The organism is Flavobacterium nackdongense (assembly GCF_004355225.1).
In the GTDB taxonomy this organism is placed as follows: domain Bacteria; phylum Bacteroidota; class Bacteroidia; order Flavobacteriales; family Flavobacteriaceae; genus Flavobacterium; species Flavobacterium nackdongense.
This window is the reverse complement of the sequence record NZ_CP037933.1, coordinates 4,136,452-4,158,904: the sequence shown is the minus strand read 5'-3', so window position 1 is coordinate 4,158,904 and position 22,453 is coordinate 4,136,452. Positions and strand designations below refer to the sequence as shown.

Annotated in this window: 11 protein-coding genes; all 11 read right to left on the bottom strand. The window is 34.7% G+C overall.

Going from position 1 to position 22,453, the window contains the following annotated elements; all coding sequences use genetic code 11:
• Positions 1-75: 75 nt before the first annotated feature.
• Entirely contained in the window at positions 76-930 is an 855-nt protein-coding gene (locus E1750_RS17475; protein ID WP_133278002.1) for a 3-keto-disaccharide hydrolase, read from the bottom strand.
• Between the two features lie 158 nt (positions 931-1,088).
• Positions 1,089-2,729, bottom strand: coding sequence for a glycoside hydrolase family protein (locus E1750_RS17470; RefSeq protein WP_165698075.1), 1,641 nt, complete (start codon positions 2,727-2,729; stop codon positions 1,089-1,091).
• Between the two features lie 342 nt (positions 2,730-3,071).
• Positions 3,072-4,871 (bottom strand): glycoside hydrolase family 2 protein, encoded by a 1,800-nt coding sequence (locus E1750_RS17465; protein WP_227873924.1) that lies wholly within the window; start codon positions 4,869-4,871, stop codon positions 3,072-3,074.
• A 146-nt stretch (positions 4,872-5,017) separates the two neighbouring features.
• Complete coding sequence (locus E1750_RS17460; RefSeq protein ID WP_133278000.1) at positions 5,018-7,330, bottom strand: T9SS type A sorting domain-containing protein; 2,313 nt, start codon at positions 7,328-7,330, stop codon at positions 5,018-5,020.
• Between the two features lie 123 nt (positions 7,331-7,453).
• A complete protein-coding gene (locus E1750_RS17455; protein WP_176582361.1) occupies positions 7,454-8,146 on the bottom strand; it encodes a hypothetical protein in 693 nt (230 codons plus the stop codon).
• 145 nt (positions 8,147-8,291) lie between these two features.
• Positions 8,292-9,335, bottom strand: a complete 1,044-nt coding sequence (locus tag E1750_RS17450) for a DUF5627 domain-containing protein (RefSeq protein WP_133277999.1) — start codon at positions 9,333-9,335, stop codon at positions 8,292-8,294.
• Between the two features lie 28 nt (positions 9,336-9,363).
• A complete protein-coding gene (locus tag E1750_RS17445; RefSeq protein WP_133277998.1) occupies positions 9,364-11,034 on the bottom strand; it encodes a RagB/SusD family nutrient uptake outer membrane protein in 1,671 nt (556 codons plus the stop codon).
• 12 nt (positions 11,035-11,046) lie between these two features.
• Positions 11,047-14,100: a SusC/RagA family TonB-linked outer membrane protein gene (locus E1750_RS17440; RefSeq protein WP_133277997.1), complete on the bottom strand. Its 3,054-nt coding sequence runs from the start codon at positions 14,098-14,100 to the stop codon at positions 11,047-11,049.
• Between the two features lie 39 nt (positions 14,101-14,139).
• Positions 14,140-15,906, bottom strand: coding sequence for a RagB/SusD family nutrient uptake outer membrane protein (locus E1750_RS17435; protein WP_165698074.1), 1,767 nt, complete (start codon positions 15,904-15,906; stop codon positions 14,140-14,142).
• Between the two features lie 16 nt (positions 15,907-15,922).
• Positions 15,923-19,117, bottom strand: coding sequence for a SusC/RagA family TonB-linked outer membrane protein (locus tag E1750_RS17430; protein WP_133277995.1), 3,195 nt, complete (start codon positions 19,115-19,117; stop codon positions 15,923-15,925).
• 461 nt (positions 19,118-19,578) lie between these two features.
• Positions 19,579-22,299, bottom strand: coding sequence for a T9SS type A sorting domain-containing protein (locus tag E1750_RS17425; RefSeq protein ID WP_133277994.1), 2,721 nt, complete (start codon positions 22,297-22,299; stop codon positions 19,579-19,581).
• Between the last annotated feature and the right edge of the window lie 154 nt (positions 22,300-22,453).

Genomic DNA, 22,453 nt, shown 5'->3' with positions numbered 1-22,453 from the left:
CCATTTAGTTGATTACAAAATTGCAGAACTACTAAAAATGGAAACTGGATACTAAATAGTTCAAAAAATATACTATTACTTTAAAAATTTCTCCATTGGAATATCTTCTTTAAACTCTTTAATTTTAATATTTCTATAAAAAACTTCAGCAGTTTCTGACTGCAAGCCTATGACACCCTCTTTCAAACTTAAATTGGTTAATACATTTACAACAACCCCATTTAATTTATGAATAGCGTATTTATCTCCCATCACAATGATTTCACACTGATTCCATTGACCGTCTAAAGCGTGAAACGGAGCATTTTTGTGAGCTCTATGTTCTCCTCCCCTGTGCTCTTGAACAACTCCTCCATCTTTTAAAGATAAATAGGTTTTCATTTTAGGATCACTAACTTTTTCGTCGGCAACCCAATCAAATTTAGCCCCAGAATTCCAAATATCACCGGTATGATTTCGTTTTTCTAAATGATTGTATCTCACTTGATATTCTATTCCTTGAGGCCAAATTGCCACATCAAAAACGTGGTAATACAAGCCTGCATCATACTGAAATTGATTGAAATTGTTGTAGGTTTTGGTTCCCCATTTGTATTCAAATTTAAAACTATACTTACTGTATTTTTCTTTGGTAAAGAACATACAATGCGTTAGCGATTTGCCTGCATTGGTTGTTCCTTCATCTGGAAAATCTTTGAAAACATGCATTTCGCCATTTTCTCCGGCTGTAAAAACTTTTTGTGCCAACTCTCTATTAAAATTTCTACACATAATGTTCCAGTTATCCATATCTTTTCCATTGTAAAGATTGACATAACCCTCCTTGTCTATTGCTCCTACAGCAGTTAGTTGGCTTCCGTTTTTTTGAGAACTACAACTCCCGATCAGTATTGATGATACAACTACTAGTACTTTTGAAAAAATTTTCATATTTATATTTATTTAATTACTATTTCTTTTTTAGTCTTTTTCTTTTCCTTTTTTTTAATTATTGCCTGCCCAAACAACAATAAATACTTATAAAAAGTATTCGTTAAAATAAATTGAATTGTTGATTGCTTATTTTTTTATCAATGCCATTAAAAAACTTACTCTATTACCACATTTTCTACTTGAAATGTGCCAATATCGAAATCGTCTTTAGTGATTTTTTTCCCGTTGATGGTGACATTTTTAAAGTATATATCCTTAATCCACGAAGTAGATGTTTCTCCTTCTTTTCTATTCTTGCTGGATTTAATAGTGCTTTTATTTAAAACAAATCCATCTACTGATATATTTTCGAAATGAATATTCTTAAAAGAACCTACATTTCCACTTTCGTTCGTTTCAATTCTAAAAAGACTCCAAACTGGCCCTTCGATACGGATGTTTCTAAAATAAACATTGCTAAGATCTCCTGGCCCTGATTTCCTTGAACCTATTAACATTCGATTATTGGCTTCAGCTACATGTCCCGAGTGTATAATATCGCAATCGTGAATATACCCTCCTTGCTCATCAACTGGCGAACTGCCCCAATGAAATTGAAAAACACAACCATTGTTACCTTGCCAAAAAGTACAGTGATGAATATTACAATAATTAGGACTGACATATATTGCATCATCATTACAATTAAAAAAACAGTTAAAAACGGTTGTATGTCCCTGCCCGATTGTAGAAACACCATCAGTATTATAAGGCCATGAACCAAGCATTTTTACATTATGGATGGTTATGGGAACTCCGGTGGCACGAATAAAAAATTGACGGGGACTTGCTATTGTAATCCCTTCAATATTAAGGTTGTCGCATCCTTTTCCTGGACTGTCGGCAAAAGAATTCCAACTGGTTTCGTTTTCGGCAGAAAGCATATTTATAGCGTGATACCTCATACGTTTGGCAACTTTTATCTTAGTATCATTAACACTTTTCATAGCAAGAACTTCCGCCCGCGAGATACTATCACCTGCTAAAACACCACGACCTCTGATTGTAACATTGGATGCCATCATGCCATGTATTGTGCCTATTAGATAAGCCCCGCCTGCAAGATAAACCGTTTGATTCGAGAATATTTCGAAAGCAACACCTATGGGGTGAACTCCTGGTTCAAAATAAATAACCGATGCTTTTTTTACTTTTTCGCGAATATTCTTAAAATTAGTACCTTCCTTAATAACTAAAGTACCAACAGCAGTTTTTGATGGCACACCAACCTCTGGTGCATCGCCAAAAATAAATAAGGGATTAAGGTAGTCACCATTAATTACAACTGCCAATTTACGGGGATTGTCAAGCGTAAAGCTAAGTTGATTGTTAGATATAGTACCTTTCAAGTTTAAATTAGAAGGCAATATTTTAAAACTTTTAATTTCTGAACTATATTCGACCGTAATTTGTATTTTCCCTTTAAAGGAAAAACAAGTCCAAGCTACTGATTGTTCAGTATTCAAATCGGCTGTTTTTCCTCCAAAATAAAAATTTCTCAAGGCTTCATTTTCATTAATTCCTTTAATCACACCATTGCGAGTGCTTTCGGTCTTGGGTGAGTCGTCGTCTAAGGGTGTACTATAATACACAAACGAATCACTTTTGTTATTATCATCGGCTACTTTAACCTTGTATCTATCGCTAGTCTTAACTCCTTTGGGAGCTGGATAGACTTCAAAAAATGTGCTTTGGGCATTAATTTGGTTCAATAATACAAATGTTAATAAAACCGTTATTAGAATTTTTTTTTTCATCATTTAATATTTTACAAATTGTTTAGCTACCCAATTGGTTTTGTTGTCTGATATAACTACCAATATGGATATAATTCTGTCTTTTCAATAGCAATCTTATTGATTTCATTTTCAGATTTCTGATCAAAAAATAACTTACCAACTAAGTTGAAAATCTAACTGAATTCCTTCTTCTGGCTCAAATCAAGTTTTATCACATATTAGAAACCTTATTTTCTAAGCTTTTTAAACTAACACAAAGTCATTCACTTTACCTTTTTATGTGACCTTAGAAATTTGAGTAAATAAATTAATGCTTAAAATAGTGAGGCACTCGTGAATATTAAAAATTTCAAATAATCCTTATTCCTTATAGGTCGATTCATTAGCCTTTTTGACTCTTTCTTTATCTAATTTCTCTACTTTTCGGTCGTAAGTAAACAAACCGTTCATTTCATTTTCTACATCAGTCCACTGTGTATAAACCGAAGCGCTCAACCCTTCTTTTTGAAAATCATTCACAATCATTTTTATAAAGCGCTCATATTCTACTGTTGCGGCTTCCTTACCAGCATAATTGTAATGTACCCAAGGACCGTCTAAATCCCAAATATGCCCTGGCACATTATATCCTATTGCACCATATTCCCCATTGACCACTGCTCTTTTGTTGGAAGCAAAAGGCACCGAAGGTGGACGATAAGAATGATTGTCTTTTATATGTCCTACTTCATAGTCAATATCCGGTTTTCCAGCGTCGATACCACTGTTCCCAATTACTAAGCGAGAAGGATCCAATCCCATCGTATAATTGGTCATTCGCTCTACATCATACAATCCCCAATGCTCATTAAAAACGACCCAAACAATTATTGATGGATGATTGGCATTGTTTCGAACCATCGTAGTTAGTTCAGTTTCAAACTGTGTTTTTTCTTCCTCTGTACGTTTTTTGAACGTACTTGGCATATCTTGCCAAACCAAAAGTCCTAATTTATCTGCCCAATAGTACCAGCGTTGGGGCTCAATTTTAATATGTTTTCGAATCATATTAAAACCCCAGTCTTTGATATTGGCAATATCCCATTTTAATGCTGCATCAGTGGGTGCCGTATAAATTCCATCTGGCCAATACCCTTGATCTAAAGGCCCCATTTGGAATAAATATTTATTATTGAGCATAATCTTTTTCAAATTCCCAACCGATTCTATCGCTATTTTTCGCATTCCCGTATAGGATTTTACCTCGTCATAGGTTTTCAAACTGTCTTTTAATCGCACTACTACATCATACAAAAACGGGCTATCCGGAGACCATAATTTAGGATTTGGAATTTTTACTTTAAAATTATTATTCAAAATACCTTCAGCACTGCCAACTAATGTATTCCCATCTTTGACTAAAACCTCTACTTTCTGATTTCCAACTGCTTTTGCGTTGACCAGAACATCAATCAATGCTTCATCAATATTGGGTGTAATTGTAAAATTAGTAATATACTGTTTAGCAACAGGTTCCATCCAAACAGTTTGCCAAATACCTGATGAAGGCGTATAGGAATATCGTTGAGGATTGTCAAATTTATCATTTGACTGTTTGCCACAAGCTATAGCGGCATCGCTACCTGGATCGAATACCTCAATGGCCAATTCATTTTTAGCTGGCATTAAATAGGAAGTAATATTAAAAAAGAAAGCATCATAACCGCCTTTGTGTAGACCGACAAACTTGCCATTTACATAGACTTTTGCTTCAAAATCTACTGCTCCAAAGTGCAACAAAACATCATTTGATTTCCAGTCATTAGGTACTGTAAAGGAACGTTTGTACCAAGCCCGTTGCGATTTCAACTGACGTTGAATGCCCGATAAATTCGATTCCCAGGGAAAAGGAACTACTATTTTTTCGTTTAACTTTTTAGGAATTCCTGTTCCTTCAATAGCCTCTCCGAACTCCCAAACACCATTTAGATTTTGCCATTTCTCTCTCACCATTATGGGTCTAGGATATTCAGGTAAAGGATTTTTTATATCCAAATCCTTCGCCCAAGGCGTTAGCATTGCAAGCTTGTCTTTTACGTGAGTACCTGTAACCTTTTTGCTGTCTTGTGCCTTTAGAAGAGTACAACAAACTACAAATAATAGTACTACTATGTTTTTCATCTTAATTATTTTTTTACACATATAAAAATTATTGAATCGGGCTAACCCTTTGAAAACAATGATTTAACTGTTACTACAAAAACTTTAGCTCTAATGATTGTAATTCCAAATACAGTTTATGAATGACTTCAATACTTTATTAGATTTCACTTTTTAGTAAATTTTGACAGTTGTGTTTCTGTTTTTAGTAAGTATATCCCATCACTCAAAGAAGAAATGTCAATTTCAGAGGTTGGCAAAGAACTTTGCAATAGTATTTGTCCTGAAATAGATAAAATTTTATAACCATTTTTGCAATCTGCATAAATCTTAGATTTTGCAGGATTTGGGTAAACTATAAAAGGTTCTTGGTCATTATCGTTTTTTTTTACACTAAGCGTCGCAAAATTAATTGGTAAATCATAAGTATCCGCTCCCGAAGCAAAAACAACATCAACAGTGTGATTGGTATTAATATTTTGAAATACAATTGCTGGTTCACGCATGGTATAAGAAGGGTTTCCGTATTCATAGATCAATTGATTGTCTATTGTAATGGATTGAATTCGGTTACCAGTTGCGGGATTAAATGAAATCATAGGACTTTGCCCGCCAATGGCTTGAATACTATTATTTTTACCAACGGGTCTAAGGGTTCCGTTTCCTGTTGTATTATAAGTAATGTTATAAACAACACCCTCGCTATTGAATGTAATATTTCTACATCTTTTCGCGTCGTCGGAATTAACACCATTTGTACCAACTAGATTTAGTGCAAAATAATCTTTGTGATTGTCCCAAGTAACCAAATTACCATCTACAATAAGATTGGTATAGGTCCATCCCTCGACCCAAGTATTGTTCAGACCTTGCATTTCTTGCAAACATTTGGTACCATCTGGTGTTTGGAAAGGGAATTCAGTACTAACATTTTTTATTAAAAAGTTTTTAAGGAAACCGGCTGGAGCTGCACCGGCTGGTTCTATTAACACAGCGGCGAGGAAATTGGTTGGATTTTCGAATTGAATATTTTGATAAATATTGTTCTGCAATTTAATCCCTTCGTCAGATTGTCCTCCACTTATCAAGCCTACATTGCCTTTTGCAGCAATTGTATATTCATCCCATTCAGCATTGATGATGTTGCAATTTCTGTATTCGGCATAACCGCTACCCAAATCACCCCAACCCAACATTCCCACGCCACAGTTATTCCCGGGCCAAAATACTCCATTGCTTACGGTGTGTTTGTCGCGTGCATAATCATAATCATCGTTGGTTTTAATGAATACTCTGTCCACAACACTATTAGCTGATGGTCGAATGCCATCGTTATTGTAGCACCAACCAATAATTTTTATGTCTTTTATAGTACTATTTTGACCACTCGGACAGGTGTGATGCCAGGCTTCGAGAAACAAAACACCATTAAAGTTTGCACCATTTCCAAACTCGCAATACGCTCTTTTGTTGGTATTAGTTTGATTGGTATAAGGAGCATCATATGCGACTGTTACTCCTGGTAAAGGTCGAAATATTTCATGCAAGAGATGTTTTCGAGCAGTCATTATGCCTCGTCCGAAAATCGCGTTGTTAGATCGACCGTTGGCGTGAATACCTCCATAAACAATTGCTCCCGGAGCTAAGTATACTTTTTGTCCGTCTTTTGCTAAAAACAATCGGCCTCGATATAAGGGTGCATTGTCATATTCGGTACTATTCCTAACCCAGTTTGCATCGGCATCGGCTTTTAAATCGCTACCATTCCGCTCCCAACGATCGGGATGGTCTTTCAAATTAGTTTCTCCAGGCGGGAAATAGATAATATTTGCATTACGTATTGTGGAAAGTGGTGTTGAATTGCTCCAAACCACTACCCCTGGATCAGTTGGATTTGGTATGGTGTACCCTGCCTGAGTTTCGGGATTATCGGCTAGAATCACCATTCCATTTTTAATATTCTTTCCATTTTTTCTATCTCCATCACCATTAATGGTGCGATCTGAAGATCCGAAATCGAAATTTACGCTGATATATTCCGGTTTATCCATTCGGAAGCGAACGGTTTTCCCATCAAAAAAATGAGGTACAATTCCGAATGCTTTTGGGGCTATTTCTACACGTTGTGCATTGGAAGTGCTTATTTTTTGTGTCACTTCCAATTCAATCGTACCGCTAAAAGCAAACATGACAAAAGTGAGCGTACGATCTCGCATTTCTGCTCTCAGTCCATCACCTTCGGTTTTCCAATGCGTGGTATAATTGCGTGGCACTGATAAAAATTCTGTTAGATATTTCCATTCACCATACGTTTGACTACTAGCGTCGTATGTTCGGGCCTTTACTTCATATTTACTGTCTGAACCCAAGTCGGATGTTTCTGGCCAAGCATACGTATCGATTTGGGAAAAAGCATTAAATGTATTTAAGAAAAGAGCACAAATTAAAAATTTAAAAAATGTTTTGGTTGATATCATCATCTGCTTTAATTTACGAATTTTAGTTAATTAAAAAATAATCTCACAAGCAATAAATAATAATCCCTATCGCATTGGTCGCGACTTACAAGAGTCAAAACAACAGGCAAGAATAATAGAAGAATTTCAAAATTTTGAATCATTTGTAGGATTAAAATCTTTATCAATAGTCATAATCCATTGATCCATTTCGAAACCATCTTCACGCATACTAAACTGAATTTCATGAACTCCGGGTTGAAGTACATCTAAGTAAATTTGGTATGGCACACCACAATGAACTTCTTGAGTTCGCTGTTTACTGTCCCAAAACCAAGAATTTTTGCCTTCGCACCATTGCATTCTTTTTCCTGATTCAGGCCATGTTCCATCGATACCCACGTGAACGCCATTATCTTCTGAACCAGTACTATAAATCTTTGCCCAGACGAAATACCGACCTGGCTTTTGAAAATTTACCTTGTATGATACCACGGCAACCGCTCCTGGCTTATCCGAGAAATTTTCACCCGAAATTAGTTTTTCTTCGTGATTGGTGCGAGTGTCAGGTAAAATTTCGATGTAGGCCTTGCCGCTCGCGGATGAAGCGTGTGATTTACCAGCATCTGTAGCAGTTGGATTTTGAGTTATAGTGGTAATATGCCATTTTCGGATCTCGCTATTGCTTTGACTTGTAAAGTCTTCGGCTTCGACTAGTACAAAACCATTTTGCTCAAGAGCAATTTTAGGAAGTTGTTTGTTTTGAGAATTTATAAAACTTGGATTAAATAGATAACCAAATACTATTAAAAATAGTTTGATAGGGTTAGTACAATTCATAATAATATTTTTAATAATAAAATCTGTTAAAATTAATTTTTTATATTCCCTTGAAGTATCGGTTTTGTTCCTAATTCTTGTTCATTTAAACAAAAAAGACCAAATCTGAATAAATTTGGTCTTTTAATAAATAAAACTTAAAAATCTATTTTACTACGGATATAACATAGTCTTCATATTTCAATTCATCGTTTCTAAATACTAAAGTATCGGATACTCTATGATTGATATTAGTAGGAGCTACATAAGTATAGTTCAATATTAAGGTTTTTCTAGACTCACCTCCCCAAACTTGGGCTCCAGGTTCTCCACGTTTAATGAATTTACCGCTTCCAGTAGTAGAATAAGCGCCAACAGCCGAAGAAACAGTAACGTCACCATTATCAGCAACAGTTATCTCCATTTTAGTCGTAGCACTACCACCAAATTTACCCAAAGCATTCACCGTTGATTTTGTCAATCCAAGGGTAAACAAATCAGTTAATTTATTTTGCTCGATAAACTTGGTATTGTAAACATCTGTGGTAGCTACTCCACCGGTAGCATTCAAGGTTTCATCTTTGCCTTTTACGAGGTACTTGCCTTGAAATTTATTAATGTATTTAACAGCAAACATTGTGAAGTCCTTTGGTGTGAATCCTGGTTCCCAATTTGCTGCTATTCTTCTATCAGGATTAGCCATTCCGGGAACTGGTTTACCAGATAAAATATTATCTGAACTTGAAGTGATTACAAGCGGAATCACATAAGTCGTTACAGTAGCTAAAGGATCAGCAAAAAAAGCGTCTGTTAACTGCACTTTTACTGTACCCGAAAAGCTTCCTGCTGGAATAATAATTTCGTTGGAAGCTAATGTATAGTAATTACTAGGCATTAACACGACTGCTTTTGCAGTTGTACCTGAGCCTATAAAAGCATTTTTAACTAAATCAGGAGCTACAGCAATACTAACTTTTCTGTTGGCTCTGTTTTCTCGAAGACCACCGATAGCAACACCGATGTTAAATGATTTTTGTAAATCTATTGAATTATCAACCCTGCTGTCTTCCAATAAAGAAATGGTTCGCACCGGATACTGAATTGGAAAGTAAACTGCCTGTGTATCGAAATCTTCAAAAACATTTTCACCGCTTTCGCAACTGAAAGCTAAAAATGCGAGAGTCAACATATAAATGAATTTAATTTTCATAATTTATTGTTTTAATTTATTTTTAATACTACCACCCTTTATTTTGAATTATACTATATTTTTGAGTTTCAGCTAAAGGGATAGGACCATATAATTGGAAATCTTGATAGTTACGCACACTCGCAGAAAAAGGAGTATATGTAGTTTGGTCGTTAGAAATTCTCATTCCTTTAAGGTCTTCTTTGATCGTATTTGTAAGTCCCCAACGACGTAAATCCCAAAATCTAAAACCTTCAAAACATAATTCAATTCTTCTTTCATTTCTGATTAAAGTACGCATAGCATCGGTAGAGGTTATAGTCGTTACATAAGCTGTTGAAATACCTGAACGCGTTCTAATGGCGTTGATAACGGCCCTTGGAGTAAATCCGTTTACATTATAATCAGGTCCACCCACCTCATTTGCTGCTTCAGCAAAATTCAACAATGCTTCTGTGTATCTAGAATAGGTATAAAAACGGTCTGAGCCTGATACAACTCCTGCAGGATTTAATTTTGCAAGTGGGTTCAAGAATTTTTTCAAATAATACCCAGTCACGGTAGATGAAACTGTATTATTCAATCCATCAATTCCAGAATTCTCATAGGTTTTAATAGTTGCTCCAGAGAAACTTTGATTATTGAAAATAATATATTTTGTCAATCTAGGATCTCTATTGGCATAAGGATTCGTAGGGATAAAACTTGGATTACCCTGAATTGGTTTTCCATCGGCCATACCAAAAGCTTCAACAAGATTCTGAGAAGGATTTGTTTTTCCTCTACCGAATAATGAAGGTGGAAAATTATCGGCCTCCCAAGTAGATTTATTTAAAACTCGGGATGAGGACCAAAAAATTTCTTTAGAAGCAAAATTATTATAAAATTCACCATCAGTTGCTGCTAAAACTAAACCACCATTAGACACTATAACTTTTGATGCATAATCTGCAGCAGCAGCCCAAGTGGACGCGCCAGATGCACTATAAGAAGGGCTTGCCGCATAAAGTGCCACCGTCGATTTGATTGTCATAGCAGCCAAACCACTAATTCTATTTAAATTTCTAGACCCAATAACTGGATCAGTGCCTTCCCAACGAAGTGGCAAACCTGCAATAGCTGCGTCGCAATCTGCTAAAATGAAATCTACACACTCCTTGAAAGTATTTCTAGGCAAAAATTGAAAATCTGTTGGTTTTATCACGCGATCCACAATTGGGAAACCTAATAAAACACCATCAGTTCCTACACCGGCGTGATTTTGCAATAATTGAAAACACCACCAAGCTCTTAATCCGCGGGCTTCAGCAATAATTCTCTTTTTATAATTTTCATTTTTTACTGCATCAGATGGAAACCAAACTACTTTATCTGCATTTTCTAACAATGTATTTAAGTATAAGTTCATTTCATACCCTTTTGTCCAAGCACTAATTGGATTCTGAGCCGCAGTCCATCCTCCTTTGTTCATTAAATTTATGCTTGAATTTGGGTCATTTACCTGAGCATCATCTGATACAACATCCAAATTAAAGGTGTAATTTGTTGGCAAATTTGTATACGCCTTTAATACCCAACCTTCGGCAAAAACTGGATTACCTACAACATCCTCTTGCGTTAGCCTGTTTTCGGATTCAGGCTCTAAAAAATTGTCGCAAGAAATTACAAACAAACTCAGAATTGTAACTGCTGTAATAAATATTTTATTAATATTTTTCATAGTTATACTTTTTTAAAAAGATGAGATTAAACCGATTGACATTCCTTTTGTAATAGGACTTGAGCCTACTCCAAAACGTAAATCATCATTCTCATTATTGATTACAATTAAATTATTTCCTTTTACAAAAAATTTAATATTGTTAAAGAATGCTTTCTCTTTTCCAACTAGGTTATAAGAGATTTGCATAGTAGGAATTGTAAAATAATCACTGCTATACAACCAAAAAGTTGAACTTCTATAGTTATTATTATTATTGGTAGAAGACAAACGTGGCATTGAGGCATTTACATTTTTATTATCCGGACCATAAGCATCTAATACTTTTTCTGAATATTTTGCATCACCTGAAATCCAAAAATAAGAACTGTTTCTATATCTATCTTGTCCGTCCTGTCCAAGACCAAGAACATAAAAGTCGAATTTTTTGTAGGAAACATTGAAATCAAAACTATACTGTACACTAGGTCTACTATTTCCAATTATTTTTTGATCGTTTACGTCAATTACTCCATCTTTATTGATATCGACATACTTGATATCACCAGGTTGCACTGATCCAAAAGTAACTGAAGGTAATCCCGTCACTAAAGTTCCATCAGTATTGAAATCAGATTCTCCGTACAATCCATCTGCTTGCAATCCAAATAGTGCTCCACTATTTCTTCCTGTACGCAATCTAGTTTGAGCATTTGGACCATAATTAGGTTCATCAACCTTATCAACTGTACCAACAGCAAAAACAGAATATAAACCAGCAGCTATTTTAACATCTTTGCTTAGTGCTTTTGTATATTTTACAGTATACTCAATTCCACTATCTATAAATGAATTGTTGTTGGCGGAATATTTATACCCTAATACATCTGGAGTTGCATTAGTCAAAACAGTAACGATATCATAGCCTTTTGAATAAAAATAACTAGCATCGGCATACAAAGATTTATTAAAAAATGAACCTTCAAAACCAAAATTAAATTCCAATCTTTTTTGCCAATCAATAGGAGCAGCAATGTTATTGATGTTCAGCTCTCTGTTGCTAACAGTTCCGTTATTGTAATTAAAATTATTACCTGTGCTATAAGAAGACTCATACAAGAACACATTATCCCAATTATCGTTTTGAAGTAAACCCACAGAACCTCTTAATTTAAGGAAATCGGTTTTGTTTTTCTTAAAAAAACTTTCGTTACTAATAATCCAACCTAAACCTCCCGTAGGAGCAAAAGCAAAATTATCCCCTTGATTTAGTTTTTTTGAACCTATATAGACTCCGGAGAAATCTACTACGTATTTGTTTTTAAACATATAGTTGGCACGCAATCCATAGTTCAAACTTCGAAGTGTTTGAAAAGCATTAGGTATTTGTTCTTCAGTAAGATAGGTCAATGCTGTTGCTTTAATAGAATGTTCTCCAAAAGTTCTATCGTAATCTAAGGTACCATAAAACCCAAGTCGACGGCTAAAGTAAGCCTCATCGGTACTTACACTCTTTTCGTTTGAAGGTACGTCGGCACCAATTTTTGTTACCGAAACGATACCAGTTACAGGGTCTGTAAAAGGCTGATAGACTGCATAAGATTTATTTTGAGTCTCAACAGAAGTGTTCAAAAAGTCAAAAGTTACATTTCCTTTTACTGACAAACCTTTGGTTATAGCACTCAAATCCCAATCTAGACCAGAATTAACTTGAAAATATCTATCGGTTGCTGTTTTATTTCCTCTATTGGTTAAATCTCCATAAATATTTCTAGTAAACTCTTTTGTACCTCCCAGAAGATATTTTCCGTCCACTAAATAGGCTCCTTGATAGGAAGCAGGATTTGTAATATCAGCTATTGGGATTAAAAGTGGGAATGAGTTTGGTAAATTGGTTTGCGCTTTCGTCCAAAAATCACTAGAAATACTGTAATTATTATCGTCTGTTGCCCCTAAATTATTAATATCAAACACATTTGGTGATTTATATTGATTTACAACACCAACAACATCTAAGTTCATCTTTAATTTAGACGACAATTTATAATTCGAATTAGCTCGAATGTTGTACCGATTTGTTTCTTCTGTGGTTCCTTTGTTCAACCAACCTTCATTGTTCGAGAAACCTCCTGTTAAAAAGTACTGCGCTTGTTTATTGCCTCCTGAAGCTTCAATATTAACATCTAAATAACTCACATCATCTTTTACAAATTCATCACTATAGTAATCTACATCTGGATTAAAAATAGGATTAATTCCGCTTCTTGTATCGGATATCTGTTGATCAGTGTATTTGACAGGTCGTTTATCATTTAACAAAGCTTGATTGTAATAGGTCATATAGTCAGCCGCTCCTAAATAATTAGGTTTTGCCACTGCTTTTTGAACTCCATAATCGGCTCTCACTGTTAAATTCTTTTTGCCAATGGCGCCACGTTTAGTTGTTATCAAAATTACACCTTTATCAGCAGCTGACCCATATAAAACTCTTGAGACCGGATCTTTCAAAATTGTTACATCTTCGATTTCAGTTAAGTTGATGTAATCGGCTGATCTTGGCACTCCGTCGATAATATAAACGGCATTACCTAATCCTAAGACATTAGATCCTCCAAAGACTCCTCCTACTTTTCCACTAACCGCACTATTTAGTCCAATTCTTTGGTCTTTGCTGAAATGCTCTTCGATATTCAAATTACTAACAGAGCCCACTATTCTACCTTTTTCTAATTGTCCAAAAGGTAAATTTATTTTATCTTTTTCTTCGAAAAACACTTCAGAGAGTTTCATTTTAACATCTATTCCAGTTTCTGCATCAGTAATAGCAATTTGTTGAGAATTGTATTTATCTAAAGCCACTGTGATGCTTTTGGAATCCTTTACAGAAATTTCAAATTCACCTTTTTGATTGGAATAGGTCTTTTCATCATTACCAGCTGAAACCAATGCACCCGCTAAAGGCGCATTTTTTTCATCCGTAATCTTACCCTTTAATACGGTACTGTTTCCTTCTTGAGCATTCGTTGAAAGTATTACAAAAAATACAAAGAATAAAAACAGTTTATAATTTAACTTTTTTATCATCATTTTAGTTTATTCGGTTACTATTTATATTTATATTTATAATTACCATCCTGGATTTTGTGGGAAAGCACTGTATGATTGAGTCAAGTCATTTGGAAATGGCATCCAATAATTTCTGTCTAGAAAAATAAATGGTTGTATGGCTACTCTACTAAAATTAGTATAGTTTTTGTCAAAACTCATTCTGTACAATGTGGCATCTGGCTTGATTTTCCATCTTCTCATATCGTACCATCTGTGACCTTCAAAACAAAGCTCCACATCTCTTTCGTATCTTACCAAAGCATTGAAGTCGTTATTATAAACTCCTAAATTAGTAACTTGAATATGTCCTGCTCTAGCTCTAACTTTATTTATGGCAGCCAAAGCGGTCATAGAATAGTTGGAAGAGGTAGCATTGAAATCTTTAGAAGTATTATAAACAGCTTCTGCATACATTAAATAGACATCAGCTAATCTCAATAATGGAGTTGCCAATCGTAAAGTACCCCAGCCGTTATCTTTTCTGTTAGCTCCCAAAGGCCAAAATTTATGTACCACATAAGGGCTTGCTTGATTTCCATCAGCTTGTGTTCTTCCTATAGGACTGCCTTGATCCCAAAGTTGCAATCTGGTATCAGGGTGAATTCCAGCCATATCACCATCCACATATATATTTTTTCTAAATCGTGGGTCTCTTCCATTCCATCGCTTAGTGTTGTCATAGTCATACCCTCCTTCGGCAATAGTCCCTGGTTTGTATTTTGTCCCATCGGCCATTTCAAAAATATCAACAAAGTTTTGAGTAGGCGCTTCACAATTAGCATTACCTCCAAAAAGAGCATTGTCTGGCAAATACAATCTTCCAAGAAAAGTGTTTATCTCTCCTGAGCCACTATCTCTTCTGATTTTTTGAAAAATTGTTTCAGAGCTATAAGGAATCAGACCGTCCGTTTTGGCAAACATATCTTTGTATTTATCAAAAGGAACTAAGCTGTAAACTCCTTTATCGGCAATTTTCAATACTTCAGCGGCTGCTTCAGCGGCACGTTTCATATATTCTGGATCAATTGTAGCCGATTTTCTAGAAAACTCATTCATTAATGGACTTCCCGCAAATAGTAAAGCTTTTGCCATTATTGCATAAGCAGTACCTTTTGTAATTCTACCATTATTAACATTATCCCATTTTTCAGGAAGTAAATCGGCAGCAATTTTCAGATCTTCTACAATATACTCTGTACAAGCTTGATAATCGAATTTGCCTTTGTATTCGTAAAAACGTGGCAATCTTAGATCATCACCAGATGGATCCAAAACTGTATTGATGTAAGGAAACGATCCATAAGCACTTAATATCTCAAAATGAAAATAAGCTCTAAAAAAATGCGCCTGACCTTTGATTACGTCCTTTTCGGCTTGGGTTGCGTTTTGCAACAAATCGAAGTTTTCAATAGCGATATTAGCGGTTCTAATTCCTTTTAATGAGGAACCCCAAATTCCTTCGTTAGATCCGAAAAACTTAAAGTTAGACCGTTGGTATGAAGTTAAACCAACATAATCGCCCTGAGCCGCAACAACAGCTGTACTAAAACTTATCTTTGATATCGTTTCGCCTGTTAAATTATGGCCTACCACAATAGAGGATAAATTTCTATCTACCAGATTTAAATACAACTGATCCTCAAAACCTTGAAATTTAAGATAGGTGTCAAATACATCCTTCTCAGTTAAATTAGCTTCTGGTGGAACATCTAAATAATCCTCACAACTTGATCCTAGCAAAGTGATGAATAATACGGATAAAAATAATTTAAATTTATTTTTCATTGTTTCAATTTTTAAATTAAAATGTAGCTGAAAGTCCAACATTGACTTGTTTAGTTACGGGATAGTTTCTGATGTCATAATCTTGTCCTTCAATATCCACTGGTAAATCTGACCATAAAATAAGGTTGTTACCATTTACAAAAAATCGTAGTGCTGATAATCCCATTTTTTTAATAAACGCGCTCGGCAAGGTATAGCCAAATTCAGCCGTTTTCAAACGGAAATTAGCACCATCTCTTTCATTGTAACTGGCATTCGTAGAAGTTCTACCGCCATAATTCAAAGCTCTGAATGTTGGATTTTCATTTCCATATTCAGGCAACCAAGTGTTATCTAATTGGTCTTGATAGATCACTGGCGCATTAAAAGAAAATTCATCTAAACCTACGGTTTGCGTCACATTATATTGCCCGAAGAAATTCAGACTTAAACTAAAGCCTTTGTAGTCTCCTCCTAAGGCAAAACCATAAGTACTTTGTGGTCTGCTTGGATATCCATACGCAACCGCATCCTTAAAATCAATAAATCCATCAGCATTATAGTCGATAATTCTGTAATCACCTGGTAATAATTGCGTATTGTTTAAACCTACGACACCGGTATAAATCTGATCCCAACTGTTTATAATTCCAGAGGCTAAACTACTTCTGGTTTGGTCAATTTGAAAACCAGCTGCTTTTTGGTATTCCGGCTTCAACTCTGGGTCTTCTTTTTGAACAATTTCATCTTTCACGAAAGTGAAATTAAAAGAAGCCCAATAATTGAATTTGTTAATGTTATTGCGATAATTGGCCACAAACTCATACCCATTACTTTTGGTAATCCCAATATTTGCCGCAGGCGCTGAAGCTCCAAAATACACAGGAACTTGCCTTTGATTAGCTGTTATCAGAATATCGTCACGATCTTCTTTAAATAAATCCAAACTCATTGAAAATTTATCATCAAAAAAAGCAAATTCAAATCCAAGGTTTTGTTTACGAGCTGTTTCCCAATGTAAATCTGGATTTCCAATCAAACCTTGTTGATAAATTTGTGGTCCATTGTATAGAGCACCATCTCCAAATGCGGCGTTTTGCGTCGCTCCTCCATTTGTATTTAGAACTCCCCCAACTGAATAAGAGGTGAAATAAGGCCATTGACCAATACCATTTGCATTATCATTCCCTACGATACCATCAGAATATCGTATTTTGAAATTGTTAATGAATTTTTTTGCATCGGCAAAAAACGGTTCATTTGAGATAGTCCATCCCAAACCTATAGAAGGAAAGAAATCAAATTTGTATCCTTCACCAAATTTTTCACTACCGTTGTAAGCACCATTGATCTCAATATTATAACGTTTATCATAGGCATAAGTAACCCTACCAGCCCAATCCTCGCGTTTTGATGGCCAACCGTTTACTGCATAATTTCTTACTTCATCTCTACTAAATAAGGCTAAACCTGAAACATCATGTTTACCAAATTTTCGAGCATAATTCAAATTGATTCTATACAACAAGTGATTTCTAACTGATCTTGCAGCACTTCCATCGGTTCTTTCTTTTTCATAAACCAAAGGAGACTCGATATACTCAAATCCGTGTGTAGAGCTAGTAAAATCACCTGGATAAAAATAGGTAGTGAAATTTTTGATATCTTTATTAGGATCTGTAGAAGTATAATAATCTGGTCTCACGTATTTCATAATGGTACCATTGTCAAAAATTCCAGCCCCTTGGGTACTGTAATAATTGTCATAAGCTAATTCACCTGTAATTTTCAACCCTTTTGTCAGAGCATCAAGATTTTGCTCTAATTTAAAACTTGAATTAATTTCACCACGATTTTGAATATCTATACCAGCAGTATTTAGTGCCACAAGCTCGTTTTGTCCAAATCTTTCGTATTCTATTCCCTGACCATAGATACCGTCTTCATATTGTAATACTGGCGTGGTCCATGGTTTTGCATAGATACCATACCAAAAATTAAATACAGGAGCCCCTGACCTTTGTTGTGATCCGTAATACCCATTTAAATTAACTTCTAATTTTGTAGTTTTTGTCAGTGTAAAATCTAAGTTGGTTCTAAAATTAAAACGATCATATTTAAAATCTGGATCATAACCTTGTCCAATATCATCCGTTTTCAAAATATCGCCATCAGTTACATATCCCAAAGATCCAAAGTATTTTACAAAATCATTACCTCCCGAAACACTTGCGGTAATCTTTGAAGTAATAGCATAATCCTCTAACATGGTTTCAGTCCAATCTCTGTTTGGATAGGCATCAGGATACTGACCATTGATGTAGTACTCTAATTCTTGATCTGATTTAAAACCTGCCCAAGCTGTAGGTACAACAGATAATCCGTTGATAATAGCATAATTTTTAGCTTTAGAAGCTGCATAGGCTTCTAAAGTCCGAGGAACTCTTGAAATTGACTTAAAGGAAACATTCGCATCGACCTTAAATTGAGCATCACTCTTTGTTCCTCTTTTTGTTGTAATCAAGATAACCCCATTACCCCCTTTAACCCCGAAAATAGAGGTAGCCGATGCATCTTTCAAAACCGTTATGGTTTTTACATCATTTGGCTCTAAATCATTGAAGGTTCTTTCGACACCATCTACTAAAATTAATGGAGCAGCATTATTCCAAGTTCCTTTTCCTCGAATTAATATCTGAGAATCTTGGTAATTCCCATCAATAGCTCCTCCTGGGATACCTGTACTACTTAAAACGGTAACACCAGCAATGGATCCGCTTAAGGCATCCGTCATATTGGTTAAATTTCCTCTTTTAGTTAATTCACTTCCGCTTAATTGCCCAATTGCACCTACTACTGTTTCTTTCTTTTGAACTCCATACCCCACAACAACCACTTCGCTTAGCGAAGCTACATTGTTCTTCATAGATATATTTAAAGTTTTGCCATTTACTTTAACTTTTTGAGTCATATAGCCCACATAACTAAATATTAATACATCATTTACATTGGCTTTAATTTTATAACCTCCGTCAAAATCGGTAATGGCACCATTTTTTGTTCCTTCAACCAATAAAGACACTCCCGGCAAAGGCATTCCTAATTCATCTACTATTTTTCCGCTAACCGTATTGGTTTGTCCATAAAAAATAGAATACATAAATAACAACATCAGTGTTGCAATAAACTTTTTATATTTAAGGAAAATAAAATATTCTTTTTGTTTACTCATCTTTAATTAAATTTATTTTGTTTATACAAAATTTGATTAATAGTTTTTGTTTTGTTTGGTAGTTTTTTAATTTCATTTTTTCTTCATAAAATTTTGGTTGGTTAATATTAATAAATTAGTTAGTTTAATGTTATAAGATTTTAAAAAATATTGTTTTTAATTTTTTTTAATAGATGCAAGATTGGCTTCCTTAATTACTATTTGATTCACTCATTATCAAAGACACCTATCGATTCAACAATACAATTCAAAATTCATAATTATATCTTAAAACCCTTTTCCTTTTCATACATTCTTTTAGCGAAATCGTTTTATATAAATGAAAGTGCTAAATCGACAAAAAAAAGAAAACCTTCAATTATTTAATTATCAAATAATTACAATAAAATACGATAGTACGGGGACTCAAATGAAACTGTTAAATTGACAATAAAAAAATTAACAAATGTTCATTTGAAAACTTAAATTTTTATAAACTTCAAAACCTCTTTTACCCCCTTCACCTTTATAAGATAAGTGCCCGATTCTAAACTTGAAATATTCAAATGAACAGTATTGTTTAGCATTCTATTTTGGGTTTTCTGAACCAACGCCCCATTTAGATTGTAGACCTCAATAGTTTCGCTTTCAGAAAATGGATTTATATTCTCGCTAAATTTCAAACTTAATACCTCAGTAGCTGGATTTGGATAGAGCACAACTTTTGGATTCACTAAATTTTCAACAGTAGATAAAGAGGTTGCTTTCAAAAGTAATTTACTCTCTCTCGAATTTAATTGAACTGCAGTCACGACTTGATTGCTGTTTTCTGGATCGAGATAAACTTCTGTCGTGCTTCCAGTGATATCTGAAATTAAAACAGTTTGAGTCATATTGGAACTAAAAGGATTAACAAGTACCAATCCTTTGCTAAACTTTCTTGCGTACAAATTTTGAGAACCTACTCGATAATTTGTGAAGTTGGTATAAGTATTGGTTTGTGTTGGAACACCAATATCATAGGTGAAAAATGGTTCAACAGTAACATCTATATTCCCAGAGACATCAACAGTCATAGGCGAAATTCCCATTCTGGACGAAATCTTATTTTGACTATTAACATGTACGCTCAATAAGTAAGAGGCGTATGAGTATTTATTAAAATCATAACGTTGCTGATTTGTTAAATCATAAGCAAACCATTGGTTTTTGAAACCTGCATTAATAGTCATCGGCTGATTAGGCAACTCTCGTTGTGCTAACAAAGCAATTGCTTTACAGTTATTAATCCAAGTGTTTCCCATATACCACTCCAAGAAGCGACCATTATTGTATTTACTAAGAACTCTAAATATATCTGTTGTAGATACGGGATTACCATCATTATCAATTGCTCCCGAATCATCACTCATGTGGCCCCAACTATTTTCATGGCAAAAACCATCTAAACCTCGAGGATGTTCCGTTGTTTTTTCCATTATATACCCTCTGCTGCTTGTGGTGTAACTTTGATCATAAAGCACATTGTTGCCATATATTACGGGATAATAACCCAAACGGGCATAGAAACCGTTATAGATATCCTTCATAGCGTCTTTAGTTTTCAAATTAATATCTATTGAACTAAAAACCTGCTCTTTATCATGATTCCAAAGGGTGTAAGTCCCACCAACCATGCTTTTGGCATCTAATAACCCCACAAGAATATCAATCCAAATACCGTCTTGATTATACAAAAGCGCATTATCAATTGCACTTTTTTTCATTCTATTTAAACGAGGACCGAAAACGGGGTCGAAATAAGATAAATTACTATTATTCCCTCCTTCAACTGGAATTGTAGTATATAATGGTGCAGTTACTGTTGCGTTAACTGCGTGATCTACTGCTGTAGTTCCTGCTAAACCTCTCTCAACAGTTACCGTTATAGGATAAATAGTTTTGCTAGATACAAAAGTAAGTTTCATTAATTCACCGCCAATACGTATCCAAGTTGTGAAATTATTGGCTTCGCTTGCCACTAACCCCTTTCCTTTATTATCAGAAGGGGCATTGATTACTATAGAAGTTGTTGCTGCTGATATTGCAGTATTCAATGTACCAACTCTGTAGTACAAAAGATTCATTTCTTGATTGGTTAGACTTGAAGCCTTTTGGCTCCAGCCACCTTGATAATTGATCACCTGAAATTTATCATCAATCGCTTTCAGCGTATTTACATTTAAACTTGAATTTTTAATACCCGAAACATCACCCCCGCCAATGATATAATCAAAATTGTTGACAATTTTTTGATTCATTGTTGGAGTAAAATTCAATCCACTATTCCAAAAGTGCCCATATATAGGATAAGGTGTTACATTATCTCCATATTGAGATATTCGAGTTTGAACATCTTTTACTTCGACCAAATCAGACAATGTTACTGGCACGGTAGCAGTACTTGCTATTACTGCTAGTATTGCAGTCTTTATTTGATAATAATCTTTCTGAACCGTATAAGTGTAATTAGTACCTACCGAAAGTACCGCTTTAACTTGTCCTGTGGCATCAGTATAAAGAGGAGCTGGGAAACCCTCAATTGCAACTGTAGCTCCTGTAATAGGATTCCCTGAAGTATTCTGAATCAAAAAAGTCACTTCTTTGGTATTGGAATCTTGCTGAAAGGAAACAGTATTGAGTTCTAATTTTGCAGTTGCGCCTTTGGTACCAATACAAATATAAATCGCAGTGGCACCGGCAGGAATAGTGACACTATATTTATAGCTAATACTACCATTGGATTCTGTAGTGCCTGTAGCAGTATCCAATTGAGTCCATAAACCACTATTGTTATTACAAAAATCACGTAAATTCGTTGCTCCAATTGTAAACATTGGTATACTCAGTGGAGTCCCTTTTTCGATAGCAAAACCAAAACCTGTAGTTTGTTTTAAGACTAAACTTTTGAAATTCATTGTACATTGGTAAGGTAAGCCTGGAGTGATATTCGTGATCTTTTGATAAAGCACTCCATTTTCACCTGCTATAGTAGCATAGCTATCACCACCGCTAGCAGTTAAAGTTGTGCCTGAAGTGTATTGCCAATTGTCTAAACTGCCCCCATTAGTTTCAAAATCATTATTTAGAACAAGATTCTGAGCTGAGATAGTACAGTAAATAAAAAAAATAATAACTTTTAATAAGAGGAGTGTTTTTTTCATAATTTACAAGAATTTATCATTCAAATATCCAATTCTTGCAAAGAAATCGTTTTCTTTTTTAGTCCTTTTTTTAGCGCAATTGTTTTATATTTTCGCTTTTTGAAGAAAAACAGACTAAAAAAAGTAAATATTTACATTAAATAAAAAAATAAAA

What these genes read in the sequence shown, in the direction of transcription:
- E1750_RS17440 (WP_133277997.1), bottom strand. Translation starts at nt 14,100, where the DNA reads ATGATGATAAAAAAGTTAAATTATAAACTGTTTTTATTCTTTGTATTT.
- E1750_RS17465 (WP_227873924.1), bottom strand. Translation starts at nt 4,871, where the DNA reads ATGAAAAACATAGTAGTACTATTATTTGTAGTTTGTTGTACTCTTCTA.
- E1750_RS17430 (WP_133277995.1), bottom strand. Translation starts at nt 19,117, where the DNA reads ATGAGTAAACAAAAAGAATATTTTATTTTCCTTAAATATAAAAAGTTT.
- E1750_RS17425 (WP_133277994.1), bottom strand. Translation starts at nt 22,299, where the DNA reads ATGAAAAAAACACTCCTCTTATTAAAAGTTATTATTTTTTTTATTTAC.
- E1750_RS17470 (WP_165698075.1), bottom strand. Translation starts at nt 2,729, where the DNA reads ATGAAAAAAAAAATTCTAATAACGGTTTTATTAACATTTGTATTATTG.
- E1750_RS17460 (WP_133278000.1), bottom strand. Translation starts at nt 7,330, where the DNA reads ATGATGATATCAACCAAAACATTTTTTAAATTTTTAATTTGTGCTCTT.
- E1750_RS17450 (WP_133277999.1), bottom strand. Translation starts at nt 9,335, where the DNA reads ATGAAAATTAAATTCATTTATATGTTGACTCTCGCATTTTTAGCTTTC.
- E1750_RS17445 (WP_133277998.1), bottom strand. Translation starts at nt 11,034, where the DNA reads ATGAAAAATATTAATAAAATATTTATTACAGCAGTTACAATTCTGAGT.
- E1750_RS17475 (WP_133278002.1), bottom strand. Translation starts at nt 930, where the DNA reads ATGAAAATTTTTTCAAAAGTACTAGTAGTTGTATCATCAATACTGATC.
- E1750_RS17455 (WP_176582361.1), bottom strand. Translation starts at nt 8,146, where the DNA reads ATGAATTGTACTAACCCTATCAAACTATTTTTAATAGTATTTGGTTAT.
- E1750_RS17435 (WP_165698074.1), bottom strand. Translation starts at nt 15,906, where the DNA reads ATGAAAAATAAATTTAAATTATTTTTATCCGTATTATTCATCACTTTG.